Source organism: Ferroplasma sp., assembly GCF_031200575.1.
Taxonomy (GTDB): Archaea; Thermoplasmatota; Thermoplasmata; order Thermoplasmatales; family Thermoplasmataceae; genus Ferroplasma.
Window position 1 is genome coordinate 1,343,894 of sequence record NZ_CP133597.1, and the last position, 12,917, is coordinate 1,356,810.

At 42.2% G+C, this 12,917-nt stretch carries 11 protein-coding genes and 2 tRNA genes; 6 read left to right on the forward strand and 7 right to left on the reverse strand.

All coding sequences use genetic code 11. The annotated features are described in order from the left end of the window. Positions 1-3 precede the first annotated feature (3 nt). Both RE471_RS07210 and RE471_RS07215 read left to right on the forward strand, forming a co-directional pair. Complete coding sequence (locus RE471_RS07210; protein WP_309214155.1) at positions 4-1,206, forward strand: MFS transporter; 1,203 nt, start codon at positions 4-6, stop codon at positions 1,204-1,206. A 66-nt stretch (positions 1,207-1,272) separates the two neighbouring features. After that, complete coding sequence (locus tag RE471_RS07215; protein WP_309214156.1) at positions 1,273-5,091, forward strand: AAA domain-containing protein; 3,819 nt, start codon at positions 1,273-1,275, stop codon at positions 5,089-5,091. Here the strand turns inward: RE471_RS07215 and RE471_RS07220 are convergent. After that, a tRNA-Ser gene (locus RE471_RS07220) sits at positions 5,073-5,156 on the reverse strand. The genes RE471_RS07215 and RE471_RS07220 overlap by 19 nt on opposite strands. Before the next feature lie 22 nt (positions 5,157-5,178). Further along, positions 5,179-5,622, reverse strand: a complete 444-nt coding sequence (locus RE471_RS07225; RefSeq protein WP_309214157.1) for an Lrp/AsnC family transcriptional regulator — start codon at positions 5,620-5,622, stop codon at positions 5,179-5,181. Positions 5,623-5,715: 93 nt separating this feature from the next. On the opposite strand from RE471_RS07225, the gene RE471_RS07230 reads away from it, so the two are divergent. After that, positions 5,716-6,675: an asparagine synthetase A gene (locus tag RE471_RS07230; RefSeq protein ID WP_309214158.1), complete on the forward strand. Its 960-nt coding sequence runs from the start codon at positions 5,716-5,718 to the stop codon at positions 6,673-6,675. Positions 6,676-6,724: 49 nt separating this feature from the next. On the opposite strand, the gene RE471_RS07235 is transcribed toward RE471_RS07230, so the two are convergent. The 3 genes from RE471_RS07235 to RE471_RS07245 all read right to left on the reverse strand — a co-directional run bounded on the left by RE471_RS07235 (position 6,725) and on the right by RE471_RS07245 (position 8,037). Then, positions 6,725-7,432: an SDR family oxidoreductase gene (locus RE471_RS07235; RefSeq protein ID WP_309214159.1), complete on the reverse strand. Its 708-nt coding sequence runs from the start codon at positions 7,430-7,432 to the stop codon at positions 6,725-6,727. Positions 7,433-7,546: 114 nt separating this feature from the next. Continuing rightward, positions 7,547-7,630, reverse strand: a tRNA-Ser gene (locus RE471_RS07240). A gap of 14 nt (positions 7,631-7,644) precedes the next feature. Continuing rightward, positions 7,645-8,037 carry a CoA-binding protein gene (locus RE471_RS07245; protein WP_309214160.1) on the reverse strand — a complete coding sequence of 131 codons (393 nt, stop codon included), beginning with the start codon at positions 8,035-8,037 and terminating at the stop codon, positions 7,645-7,647. 105 nt (positions 8,038-8,142) lie between these two features. On the opposite strand from RE471_RS07245, the gene RE471_RS07250 reads away from it, so the two are divergent. Continuing rightward, positions 8,143-8,448 carry a transcription factor S gene (locus tag RE471_RS07250; RefSeq protein ID WP_298277241.1) on the forward strand — a complete coding sequence of 102 codons (306 nt, stop codon included), beginning with the start codon at positions 8,143-8,145 and terminating at the stop codon, positions 8,446-8,448. A 94-nt stretch (positions 8,449-8,542) separates the two neighbouring features. After that, positions 8,543-9,913, forward strand: coding sequence for a signal recognition particle protein Srp54 (locus RE471_RS07255; protein ID WP_309214161.1), 1,371 nt, complete (start codon positions 8,543-8,545; stop codon positions 9,911-9,913). On the opposite strand, the gene RE471_RS07260 is transcribed toward RE471_RS07255, so the two are convergent. Together RE471_RS07260 and RE471_RS07265 are read right to left on the reverse strand one after the other, a co-directional pair. After that, on the reverse strand, positions 9,910-11,100 hold the full coding sequence (locus tag RE471_RS07260) for a digeranylgeranylglycerophospholipid reductase (RefSeq protein ID WP_309214162.1): 1,191 nt from the start codon (positions 11,098-11,100) through the stop codon (positions 9,910-9,912). The two genes, RE471_RS07255 and RE471_RS07260, sit on opposite strands and share 4 nt — an antisense overlap. Further along, positions 11,087-11,296 carry a DUF362 domain-containing protein gene (locus RE471_RS07265; RefSeq protein ID WP_276935413.1) on the reverse strand — a complete coding sequence of 70 codons (210 nt, stop codon included), beginning with the start codon at positions 11,294-11,296 and terminating at the stop codon, positions 11,087-11,089. The genes RE471_RS07260 and RE471_RS07265 overlap by 14 nt, the downstream gene beginning before the upstream one ends. A gap of 190 nt (positions 11,297-11,486) precedes the next feature. Here RE471_RS07265 and RE471_RS07270 point away from each other — a divergent pair, with 190 nt between their 5' ends. After that, positions 11,487-12,917, forward strand: a complete 1,431-nt coding sequence (locus RE471_RS07270) for an APC family permease (protein WP_309214163.1) — start codon at positions 11,487-11,489, stop codon at positions 12,915-12,917.

Here is a 12,917-nt window from a genome sequence, read left to right on the forward strand (position 1 = left end):
TTTATGATTGTATCAAGCGCTTCAGGGCTAACGTTCTGGGGAATGGTTGGTACACTGGGCCCGCTTGCTGCAGCAGGGTCGATAATAGGGGTGCTTCCACATTATCTGAAGGTTCTCGTTCTGCTGATTGGGCCTTTATTTGTCCCATTCGGGAATTTTTTCATGGGGTTGCTTACGGATCGGCTGGGAAGAAAAAAGATTTTTCTTATGACCATGATCATTTATGGTGTGGGAATAGTTGTGATATCATTGAGCTATACCTTCATTCCACTGATAATAGGCCTTATGCTGGCGGAATTCGGGGTCGGTGGAGAGGAAATACCCTCACTATCACTTGTATCTGAGGATTCTCCAGTATCCCAGAGGGCAATGTGGCTTACAATCATATCTGATTTTGACAACATAGGCAGTGCCCTTATAGCAGGATTATTTGTTATAATTGTAAATTCATTTATGGATAGGATAATTCTTCTTTCTGCTGCCTCAGTGCTAATTATAATTATGGTACTATCCAGGATTTCCCTGCCGGAGTCATACAAATGGCAGGAATCAAGGGGGCAGAAGGAAAAGTCAGAGATTACAAAGAAATCGCTTTACATAGACACTAACGGCGTAAATATCAAAAGGCCTGCTTACAGGCTCTCTCTCTTTGTGCTCATGACCATGGCAATATCCCAGTATACCACATTCGGCCTCATGGCATATGTAATCGGCCCCTACGAATTCCCAGGAGCCCGTACAGATGACATGATAATATTTGTTGCCCTTGTTGGCGCTTCAGTGGCTGGCTTCATTGCTGCACCGCTCATATCCCGTGGAAGGAAAAAATACACCATGTATTCCTTCGGAACCGGATTTTTATCCACGGTTCTGATTTTTATTCTTATACCCTTCCTTCACGACACACTGATATTTTATCCACTGCTGTTTCTGAATATGATGATGAGTGAATTTGCCTGGGCTTCAAGGACAACACTGGAGCCCGAACTGGCACCAACAAGAATAAGGGGAACTTTCATCGGTACCGTCAGGCTGGCCCCTATGATAGTCTATCCACTTCTTGTAATAGCCACCAGCACCATGCCACTAACAGACTTTATTGCCCTGAACATGGGATTGTGGCTTCTTGGGTTTGTAGGTGCCATGGTATGGCATCATTACGGGATTGAAACAAGAAACGTCAACATAGACTATTCAGAAAATTGAAAATTCCTGCAATGCCATTTATAATAAAATTAATATATTCTTTTCATTATTAACTCAAGACATTCAATGGATATAAACATAGATGAAAGTATAACAAAATGGGAAAAAGATGTTATAGATACTTCAAAAAATAACCGCCTCCTATATTTCAATTCCGAGTCATTCCTGAAGATAACCACTCCATCCATGCTATTCCTCTTTGACGACCTTGTTAACAAGGATAAAAAAATGGGGGTGCACCTGACCGGAGATGAGGAAAACCGCAGGAAGGATGAAATAATATTTTCTAGAAAGGATGGACTGGGAAAGGCGCTGTCATCTATGTACTACCAGGCCAACAGTGCCCTGAAGGAGCACGGATCAAACGTTTTGTTCATTTCCTTTGGACTGCTGAAATGGAAGGATGAAAATGCGAAAACAGTGGAAACACAGCTTTTCTTTGTCCCTGTAACCCTGTCCAGGAAGATGTACGATGATTTTACCCTGGAATCAACGGAGGGAGATATATTTTTCAATCCTGTGCTGAGGGAAAAGCTGGAACAGTTCGGAATTAAATTTGACTTTGCCTTTGATGACAACCTGAATCTATCCGAGGCAATGAGGAATTTCAAGCTAACCGTAAAGGATACCAGGTGGAGTGTCAGCAGAAATTCCTATCTAGGTGTGGTTTCCTTTACAAACAACAATATATACAATGATATAAAGAAAAACCATGACGCCATAAAGAAAAATGACCTGACCAGGGCGCTGGCCGGAGATTTCGAGGTCATTAAAAAATTGAACGAGAAAATGCCTAAGACAGTTAACTATTCAATAGATACAGTCATGGATGCAGACTCCAGCCAGATAAGCGCGGTTTATGCTGCAAGGTCAGGTGCAAGCTTTATACTCAACGGTCCTCCAGGAACAGGGAAAAGCCAGACAATCTCTAACATTATAGCTGATTCAATGAAGAATAACAGGAGCGTTCTTTTCGTCAGTGAAAAAAATGCTGCAATAGAGGTTGTCAAAAAGCGCCTCCAGGAGTCCGGGCTGGGAGATTTTATCCTGAGCTTTCATGGAAATGCGTCAAAGAGCGAGATCATTAAATCACTGTACAAATCGGTAGAGAACAACCAGCATGTTCCCAGGACCCTTGTGCCCACGGACAGGTATTCAGGAACACTGAACGATTATGTACATGCTGTCCATGAAAAACGTGGAAACCTTGGAAGGAGCGTGTACGATGCATGCATGATTGAACTTGAAAACAGCTGCCAGTTTTCTCTTAAAATTGGTGCAGGCATGATTGATATTACCCCGGAAGTACTGGAAAACATAGAGTTTCAGATTTCAGAGTTCAACGATTACCTCGATATCATTGAAAATTTCGATAAAATGCCGGTTGATTTGCAGCTGCCCAGGTACAGGGAAAATCCCGAAAAATACTACCGCGGCATAGATTCCATAGAAAACGGAATAGATGGCATTGAGGAAATAAGGGAGCAGATAAAAAATTGTACCGGCGTGGACGTCACCTCAATGAAGGATGCGGAGAAGGTATACCAGCTGGCATCGGTGCTCAACCCGGATGTAACCCTTGAGAAAGAGTTCCTGGATGCAGAGTTTATCCAGGATGCCTATGAACTGCTGGAATCCCGGGAAAAACTTATTCAGGAATACAAATACATGTCTGATATCTTCACTAAAAAGAGGAAAAAAGAGTTTATGAATCTGGATCTTGATTCCCTGAAAAAGAATCTTGTTGAAAATTACAGCTCTGGCCTCAAAAGGCTATCATCGGATTATAAAAAGATAGTAAGGGATATAATGGAACTCACAGAGGACTCTTCCAGGAAGCATTATAACGAAATTATTGAAGACATTGATTACGCCATGAAGATAAGGGAGAAGGAAGCAGCCCTTGAAGCAGTGGAGGAATCCATGAAATCAAAGAACATAGACTCGGAGGATGTATATGACAGGATCAGGTATGCCAAAAAAATAATTTCAAATATGCCCGGAGAAACTGCAGTGGAGGCAGTAACCGGAATGGTATCAGGAAATGGGGATATGGATAGTGTAATGGAATTCAAATCACTCTTTGAATCTGTAAGCAATGGAATAAATTCCCTCTCTGAGATTCTTCCATCAGCCAGCAGCATGACTGATAAAAACCTGGAGGAAATCAGAGAACAGATAGGAGGGCTATCTTCCCTGGATGTTGAACGATATGCCAAATTCATGGAGCTCTACGATTCCCTTAAATCTTCTGGTATAGACATATCACCGGCCTTCAATAAGGAACTGCATAACGATTCTATACTTCACTCTTTCAGGCATAGTTTCAACCACGAATTTGTTTCATATTATGTAAGGAACGATGATAATCTAAAGAACTTCAGGGCCTCATCCCATGAAAGGCTGGCAGGGATGTTCATGGATTATGACAGGAAAAGGATAGAAATAAACAGGATCAACCTGGTAAGCGAATTAACAGACAGACGCAGGGAGATTCTGGCAAAGTATCCAGGTGCGTCAATGATAATAAAAACAGAAAATGCAAAGAAAAGATTTCAGAAGCCATTAAAAACTCTCTTCGGTGAGCTCAGGGATGTGCTTCCAGCACTGAAGCCATGCATAATGATGAGCCCGAATAATGTGAGTGCTTTCCTGGACAGTGATTTTTCCTTTGACCTCATTATATTTGATGAGGCCTCACAGCTGACTCCGCCCGATGCAGTTGGATCCCTTATAAGGTCAAAGCAGGCAATTATATCAGGGGATACGCAGCAGCTTCCTCCAACCAGCTTCTTTGAAAATGTAAATATATCAAAGTATGAGGATGATTATGTCGTACTGGATAACATACTTGATCAGTTTGACGCCATTGGGCTCGCTAAGATACCCCTGAAATGGCATTACAGGAGTGTTGATGACAGGCTGATTGCATTTTCCAACAGGTATTTCTATGAAAATTCTCTGGAAACATTCCCATCAGCATATGTAAATTCTCCAGATACGGGCCTGGAATTTTTCAAAATCGATGGCACCTACAGCAGGGGGAAGAGCAGAACCAACAGGGCAGAGGCAAATGAGGTTGTGAGGATAATAAAGGAAGAGCTGCTCCAGACAAATTCCATAGGTGTGGTAACCCTGAGCGAGGCACAGAGGTCTGCCATAGAGGAAACCCTTAGCTCCTATTCCAGGCATGATAGCGTTCTTGCGGAATTGATAAACAGTGATGGCATATTTGTAAAAAACCTTGAAAACGTGCAGGGGGATGAAAAAGACGTAATAATTTTGAGCACTGGATACGGAAAGGATGATAATGGCAGGCTGACAATGAATTTCGGGCCCATAAACAGTACCGGTGGTGAAAAAAGGCTGAATGTGGCAATAACCAGGGCAAGGAAAAAATTCATAGTTGTTTCATCAATGGACCCAGAGGACATAAGAGTTCCGGAAACTGCAGGCAGGGGGCCTGAGCTTCTAAAGCAGTATTTGATTTATGCCAAAAATCATGGATCAGGATCTATCATACAGAAATTCAGGAACGATGATGCAATGATAAATGATATCGCTGCCAAGCTTGAGGCTGAAGGTTTTGCCACAGTAAAAAATGTAGGGTATTCAATGAACAATATAGCCCTGGCTGTGATTGATCCGGAGGATGATAACCACTATATCCTTGGAATAGAAACAGATGGCAGGATCTATAATAGCATGAAAACTGCATCTGAACGTGAGAGGATAAGAAAAACTATCCTCTCTGCCAGGGGATGGAATCTTTACAGAATCTGGTCCGTGGACTACATGAAAAATCCGGAAAAAGTCCTTCATGAAATTATCAGCAATATCAACAGGTATAAAACAGAGGTAAAAAGCGCTGGGAGGGAGATTTGAACTCCCGGGCACTTACGTGCACAGGTTTTCCAGACCTGCGTCTTACCAGGCTAGGCTATCCCAGCTTCAACACATAATATATTTTTGTTATAATATCCTTTCGAATAATGGGATTGTAACGCTTTTTTCAATTCCGTCCATTGTCCTGAGTTTTTCAAGCACAAAGGTAGAAAGATCCTTCATGGATTTCTGGGCAGTTAACAGAATAATATCCCAGTCACCGGTAATTATGGATGCCGAGATCACATTATCCATCCTTGAAAGGTTGACGCATAATGACCTCTGGTCTATGGAAGATTTTGGATTGTACTGTATCATGATATATGCAAGGACAGAGTAGCCCAGCTTCTCATAGTTCAGGTCCACAGTATATTTTTTTATAAACCCGTCCTTCCTGAGCCTCTCCATTCTTTCGAATATTGTTGCCCTGGGAATCTCCAGAGAATTGGAAATGTCTGATATTTTATCCCTTCCGTGCTCCTTCAGGTACTCTATTATTTTCATATCCTTTTTATCAATATTATCAAGCATAAAAGCAAAATGACATTGATATATATAAAACATTTGTTTTTAACACGGAAAATCAGATAAAATGTTTATAAATTGTGATTTAATAAATACATTATGGAAACATTGAATCAGAATGATGATTATGTGAAAAGTGAGATAGAAAGATCAATGAGGCACCTTGCCGACCCGAAAGTCCAGCATGCAATAAAGGTACAGAGCTATATACGGTCATATGTGACAGATTTCCTGCGGGAGGCAGGCTACACAGAGATTGCACCCATTATAATTTCACCGCTTACGGATCCGCTGAACCATCCGGTTTATGATCCGAAGATTCATGCCTACGGGGGCGACATGTGGATAACACAGAGCATGATTTTCCACAAGCAGATAGCCGTGCAGGAACTCAAGAAAATATTTATAATGTCCCCAAACGTAAGACTTGAAACCGAGGAAAAGGCCGGAACCGGGAGGCATCTTTATGAATTTACCCAGATTGACATAGAGGCACTAGAGAAATCCAGAGAAGAGATGATGTCCCTTGCAGAGGATATGATTATATACACAATATCAAGAATAAAGAAGGAACATTCAGAAGAGCTAAAGTATTTCCACAGGACGCTGCCTGATTACCAGAAGCCATTTCCCGTAATTACATTCAGGGAGGCTGAGGAAAAATATGGGAAAGGATTCGAAACAAAGCTATCAAAGGATTCCACATCCCCTGTATGGGTAATAGACATACCATTGAAGGAGAGAGAATTTTATGACAGGGAATACCCTGACAGGCCCGGCATTCTCAGGGATATGGATCTTATATGGCCTGAGGGGTTCGAGGAAGCGTCATCCGGGGGAGAAAGGGAATATGAACTTTCACAGATCCTTGACAGGATCCATAAGAAAGGCCAGACAGAGGAGCAGTTCAAATGGTTCATTGAACTGGCCCGGGAAGGAATTAAGCTCACAACAGGATTCGGGATAGGCATAGAGAGGTTTACCAGGTTTGTATGCGGTGTAGCAAAAATAGAGGATGTTACAACATTTCCGAAGGTACCCGGAAGGATATCTCTTTAAAAATTAGTAATTTTAAATTGGAATTTTTAGTATTTTATTCAATGAATTTCTATTTTATGCCACTCCCTATATTCATATTATGCCCGCCTGCAACATTTATAATCTGGCCTGTTATCAACTCAGAAAGCAACAGGAATTCCACAGCCCTGTTAACACCTGACGGAGGATATCTGCCTGGGGTTCCCAGCTTCTGGGGCACTCCCTGGTCTATAAAATCTTTCTCTATGAATCCCGGTGCTATTCCATTCACGGTAATGTTATAGGGTATGAGCTCCCGGGAAAGTTCCCTTATCATTGAATACACTGCACCCTTGCCTGCTGCGTATCCTGGATTGGAATTAAGCAGCACATTGTCAGCGGCCGCAAATCCGATAATTGCGCCAAATCCCTGCTTTTTCATGACTGGCACAGATGCCCTTGCCATATTATAAAATGTTCTTGCGTTGTTAAGCAGGGCCTCCTGAAATGTATCCTCCGGATATTTCTCTATTTCCGTGGTGGAGAAATAATTCCCGGCAACGTTTACCACCCCATCCAGGCTTCCCATGGCCTCTGTGGCAACCTCCACAGCTTTCTCACATTCCTTATAATTATTAAGGTCAGCCTTCCACGAATGGCATCCGATCTTTTCGGCAACGGATTCCACTGTATCACCACGGGATGCAAGGAAAAGATGGAACCCCTGTTTATTCAGGTAATAGGCAAGGGAACTGCCTATTCCATGGCCTACCCCTGTAATCAAAATATTTGTCTGCATACCTGATTATGGATATTTTCTATAAAATATTTGAGTGACGTGCATCTGTACAAAACCTGTAAGAGATTAACGGCATAAATATCCAGAAAACCTTTCATGTAATTTGATATAAGGCGCTGGGAGGGAGATTTGAACTCCCGAGCTATTTCTAGCAGTAGATTTCGAATCTACCGTCTTACCGGGCTAGGCTACCCCAGCTTGGTACTGTATCTCTATTTTTTATTTAATTTTTCATATTCCTTTTTCATGCATTTATCCATTACAACTTCCATTCCCATGTCATTTGCCAGTTTTGCTGCATCTTCGTTGACTATCCCCTCCTGCATCCATATTACCTTTGCCTTTCCCTTTGAATCCATGACTATATTCCCAATGAATTCTGGCCTTCTGAATATGTCAACAACGTCAACATTCCCATCTATTGAATGAATATCCCTGTAAGCCTTTTTTCCCATCCACTGATCCAGCATGGGATTGACTGGAATTATATTGTAACCCCTGTCCATCAGAAATTTTGCCACCTGATAGCTATACCTGTCGGGTTTGTCTGAAATGCCAACGACTGCTATATCCCTGTATTTTTTCAGAATTTCTTCTACTGTCATGTGTAATTAATATGCAGATTATTAATAAAATTATCTACCGATAGCTGTAATAGAGGCATGCAGATAATCTCGCAAGTGTTAAATATTCTTCTGAAATAATGTATTATGTTTTGCCCAAAATGTGGGGCTTTGATGACTCCAAACAAAGATAAATATGTATGCAATAGCTGTGGTTTCGAAGTGTTGAAGGCGGGCACAGCTGACCAGAAAATCATTTCAAAAAGTTCTGATAAGGAAATTATAATGGTGGCAAAGGAAGTAAATGCCGAGCCACTGGACAGTGACGCAGTGTGCCCTGTATGCCATCATGTTGGCGCATATTATTTACTGAAGCAGACCAGATCCGCAGATGAGCCAGAGACGAAATTTTACACCTGCGAATCCTGCGGGCACAGGTGGAGGGAATACTGATTTTTATATTCCATAATTATTGGTAGGCTTGCAGTATTATAATTCTGCATTATTTTTCTAACAAATCTTATATAACACATTTTGATAAATGATTATGGTTCTCGATAACTTATCAGATTCATTAAAAAATATTATGCGTAAAATTTCAGGGTCAAGTTACATAGACAAGGATACAGTTAAGGAGGTAACAAAGGAGATTCAGAGGGCACTTCTAAAGGCAGATGTAAATGTTAAACTTGTCCTAAAGCTTTCAAATACTGTTCAGGAGAGGGCACTTAATGAGAAGCCGCCGGCTGGAATGACATCACAGGATTACATTATAAGGATAATATATGAAGAGCTACTTAAAATACTGGGCACAGATGCCGATTTTGAACTGAAACCGCAGACCATAATGCTCGTGGGTTTATACGGAAACGGTAAAACAACCACTGCAGGGAAGCTTGCGAGGCTGTTCCAGAAAAAAGGGCTTTCCACAGGATTGATAGCGGCTGATGTCCACAGGCCAGGTGCGTATGAGCAGCTGAGCCAGATAGCAAAGGATGTTAATGCCGGCTTCTACGGCGAAAAGGATGAGAAAAATGCCCTGAAGATAGTCAGGAATGGAATAAAGAATTTAGATGATTACAGGATAAAAATAATAGATACCAGCGGCCGTGATTCCCTGGACCAGGATTTAATAGATGAGGTCAGGGAGATCAAGGAGAAGGTAAATCCCGATACCGTATTATTTGTCATTGATGCAACACTGGGACAGCAGGCAGGCCCACAGGCACAGAAACTCCACGATGCAGTAAATATCAACGGTGTCATAATAACAAAAATGGATGGTACGGGAAAAGCAGGTGGCGCACTAAGTGCCGTGGCTGATATAAAATCCCCTGTTTATTTCATAGGTACCGGGGAGCACATGGATGACATACAGATATTTAACCCGAAAAAATTCCTTTCAAGGCTTCTAGGAATGGGAGATATAGATTCATTAATGGAGGTTGTTGAGGAAACAAACCTGACCGAGGAGGAAGCGGAGGCATCACTGGATAAGCTAATGTCCGGGAAATTTGACCTAAAGGATATGTACGATGTATGGGAAAAATTTGCAAAGCCCGGATTGCTGAAAAAATTCTTCGGCGCCCTTCCACTGGCAAAAATGCCCGGCGCCGGGAAACTGGATGATTCCCAGCTTGAACAGGCTGATGAGAAATTGCGTTTATACCGTGTAATACTTGATTCCATGACATATTATGAGCTGGAAAATCCCGATGAGCTTAATGCAAAGCGCATAAAGAGGATAGCAGCAGGTTCAGGGCAGGGAGAAAAGAATGTAAGGCAGTTATTAAAAGAATACAATGCCATGAAAAAGAATATGAAGGCAATAAAAAAGAACAGGAATTTCAAAAAAATGCTTAAAACCCAGTTCAAGGGAGGAAATTTCAGCCTCGATGATCTGGAATCACAGCTTTAAATTAAATCTTCAAGCTGTGAGACAAGTTCCGGATATTTCATCTGGACTGCCTTTAATATTTCTTCAACTGAGATGTTTGTCATTTTTACGTCGGATATAACATCAACAAGCTTGTCCAGTGTTTCATCTGACAGCGTTCCCAGTTTCTCCTTAGCAAACCAGTTTCTCAGATGCTTTCTCTCGAATTTGTCCTTTACCATAAGGTCGTAGTTTTTCATCATCTGTTCTGAATAGTCGTTCTCCTCTATGGCCTTTTTAGAAACCTGGGCTGCGAATTTACCGGAAATCATTCCGTTGGCTATTCCTCCGCCAGTTATAGGATCAATGAGCCTTGCTGCATCCCCTATGGCCAGGAGGCCAGGAAGGCTCATCTTATCCTTTACCCTGTTCACAGAAACTCCGCCGCTTATCTGCTGGATGATGCGCCCCTTGCTGTATCCTGGATGTGATTTTATCCATGAATCAAGATAGTTTTTAACGTCAAGGCGATCCTTCATCCTTGTTATGGTTACACCTATTCCCACATTAGCCTCATGTGGCCCCTTTGGAAATACCCAGAGATAACCTGCCGGGGCTATTGACCCGAGATAGAAATCTGTAAAATCTTCGTTTGAGTCTACATTTTCCATCCTGTATTCCAGTGCAGATATGATATCGTTTTTCTTCAGTATGGGAGATTTCAGGCCGGCCCATCTGGAAAATTCGCTTTCAAAGCCATCAGCAGCTATTACCATCTTTGCCCTTACCTCTACTTCCTCTCCATTATGCCTTATCTTAGCACCTACAACACGGTTCCCTTCCTTTATAACTGAGGTGGCGGGTGATTTTATCCATATATCAGCACCCTCTGTGGCGGCAAGTGTTGCAATATGCTTATCAAATTTATCACGCTCAACGACAAAGCCCACCTCGTTGCCTGCGCTTTCTGCTCCCAGTATAATTGGCTTTTTCTCTGAAGGACCATAGATTCTTGCACCCTTTACCTCATCAGATATCCAGTGCTGTTCAGGTTTTAAGTCTACCTCAGGCATCCATGCCTTTGATACACCCTCCCCGCATCTTACCGGAGAACCTATATCGGGACGCTTTTCTACCATCAGGGTCTTCAGACCGTATCTTGCAGAATACCTTGCTGCAGAACTTCCTGCAGGGCCTGCACCTATTACAAGAACATCATAATTTAGCATGGAACCACTCCGCTGAGATTGCTCCTGTGGGGCAACCTATAACACAAAATTCGCACTTAATGCACTTATCCTCATTTATGGCAATAACTGTTTCATCCAAATTAATCGCATCAGTTGGACACATGCCAACACAGGCTCCACAGTAATCGCAAAGTCCTCTGTCTATGTCCATCTCGCTCTTAACCTTCACTTCCATAAGCGTAAAAGCCACATACCTATATCTATTTTTTGTTTTATCCCTAATGTATATGGATATTTTTGAAGTTTTCTGGAACGGCTATGATCTTGTATTGAATTTTTTCCTATATAAATATATACATGAAAATCTGTAACACAATTTATAAATTTTATAGAAAATATTTTATATAATTATTGGTTTCATTTCAATGGATGAAAATGAACCGGTGCTGGAAAGGAAGTATGAACTGAAGCAGGGAGCAGTTGGAAAATGGCATGCCGTATTTCAGGCATATACCCATGTGGCGCCCTCAGGAGATATAGGTATACTGCTCACAGGTGTGGCGCTGTTTGCGCTTGGTGCATCTCCCCTGGCAGTACTGCTATCGTGGGTTGTCTATCTCTTAATGGTAAATACAAATTACAGGTTCAGCAGAAGGGTTGCCCACGCAGGAGGCTATTATGCCATAGGCGGCCATGGAATGGGTGGTTTTTATGGTTTCATGAACGGCTGGGTTTACCTGCTTGATGAGATGATAATATATCCGAGCTTCGGCCTTCTAGGATTTGCATCTGTAATTTACCTGCTGAGCCCCAGCATCTCATCAATACCATTCATCTGGATTCCCCTGATACTCATACCATTTGCCACTGGGCTGTTGTTCAACTATTTCGGCATCAAGCCATCCCTTGTTTATCTCCTTATTACTGCCTCAGTTGAGGTTGTATTTCTGCTATCTACAAGCTGGTACATTATTATATCCATGGGGCACGCAAATACCCTAAGTGTTTTTTCCCTTCAGGGAGTCAATGCCATACCATTTCTGTTTGCACTGCTTTATGGAATCGAGGCCTATGGCGGCCTTGGAACCGTGATAGGCATAAGTGAGGAAACAGAAAAATCAAAGTTCAATGTGCCCCGGGCCATAATAATTGCTGCAATACTTGCCGGTGCAACGCTCATATCAGCAATGTATGCCCTGACCATTGCATGGGGCCCGTCTGTTATGAGTGGCTATGCAGCGTCCCCGGATCCGGGATTGATTATATGGCACAGGTTTTTCGGGCTTCCGGGGGAAATAATACTTCTATTCTTCATTCTGAATGGCTATATTGCATACACTGTTGCGAATCCAATTGTCCAGTCCAGGGTGATATATGCCATGGCCAGAGATGGTGTTTTCCCCAGGTATTTTGCAGTTACTCATAAAAAATACAGAACGCCATACAGGGCGGTTATGCTTGTATCTATAATAGCACTGGTGGTTGCCCTTGGCCTGTCATTTCCCTTCGGCCCATTTGATGCTGCGATAATAACGGGAGCCATGGCCGGAATTGGGCTGGTCACCGCACATGCAATGTCCAGCCTTGCCTATGTAAGATTTGCCAGGAGGGATAAAAAGGTGGAATACAGCACGCTGAAGGACATGGTAATACCTCTTGTCTCATTTGTGGTGCTGATCCCGATTATAGTATTCGCATTTGATGAACTGACATGGCCATATATTTTATCGCCCATACTTGCTGCCCTGTGGGTTCTTGGTTCATTTATATTTGGAATGTACCTGTATAAAAATAAAAAAGAGAGCTTAATGAAGGCGGGAGGTGAGGACTTCTCTGAGGTGATTACGGAAGACTGA

What these genes read in the sequence shown, in the direction of transcription:
- RE471_RS07210 (WP_309214155.1), top strand. Translation starts at nt 4, where the DNA reads ATGATTGTATCAAGCGCTTCAGGGCTAACGTTCTGGGGAATGGTTGGT.
- RE471_RS07215 (WP_309214156.1), top strand. Translation starts at nt 1,273, where the DNA reads ATGGATATAAACATAGATGAAAGTATAACAAAATGGGAAAAAGATGTT.
- RE471_RS07225 (WP_309214157.1), bottom strand. Translation starts at nt 5,622, where the DNA reads ATGCTTGATAATATTGATAAAAAGGATATGAAAATAATAGAGTACCTG.
- RE471_RS07230 (WP_309214158.1), top strand. Translation starts at nt 5,716, where the DNA reads ATGGAAACATTGAATCAGAATGATGATTATGTGAAAAGTGAGATAGAA.
- RE471_RS07235 (WP_309214159.1), bottom strand. Translation starts at nt 7,432, where the DNA reads ATGCAGACAAATATTTTGATTACAGGGGTAGGCCATGGAATAGGCAGT.
- RE471_RS07245 (WP_309214160.1), bottom strand. Translation starts at nt 8,037, where the DNA reads ATGACAGTAGAAGAAATTCTGAAAAAATACAGGGATATAGCAGTCGTT.
- RE471_RS07250 (WP_298277241.1), top strand. Translation starts at nt 8,143, where the DNA reads ATGTTTTGCCCAAAATGTGGGGCTTTGATGACTCCAAACAAAGATAAA.
- RE471_RS07255 (WP_309214161.1), top strand. Translation starts at nt 8,543, where the DNA reads ATGGTTCTCGATAACTTATCAGATTCATTAAAAAATATTATGCGTAAA.
- RE471_RS07260 (WP_309214162.1), bottom strand. Translation starts at nt 11,100, where the DNA reads ATGCTAAATTATGATGTTCTTGTAATAGGTGCAGGCCCTGCAGGAAGT.
- RE471_RS07265 (WP_276935413.1), bottom strand. Translation starts at nt 11,296, where the DNA reads ATGGAAGTGAAGGTTAAGAGCGAGATGGACATAGACAGAGGACTTTGC.
- RE471_RS07270 (WP_309214163.1), top strand. Translation starts at nt 11,487, where the DNA reads ATGGATGAAAATGAACCGGTGCTGGAAAGGAAGTATGAACTGAAGCAG.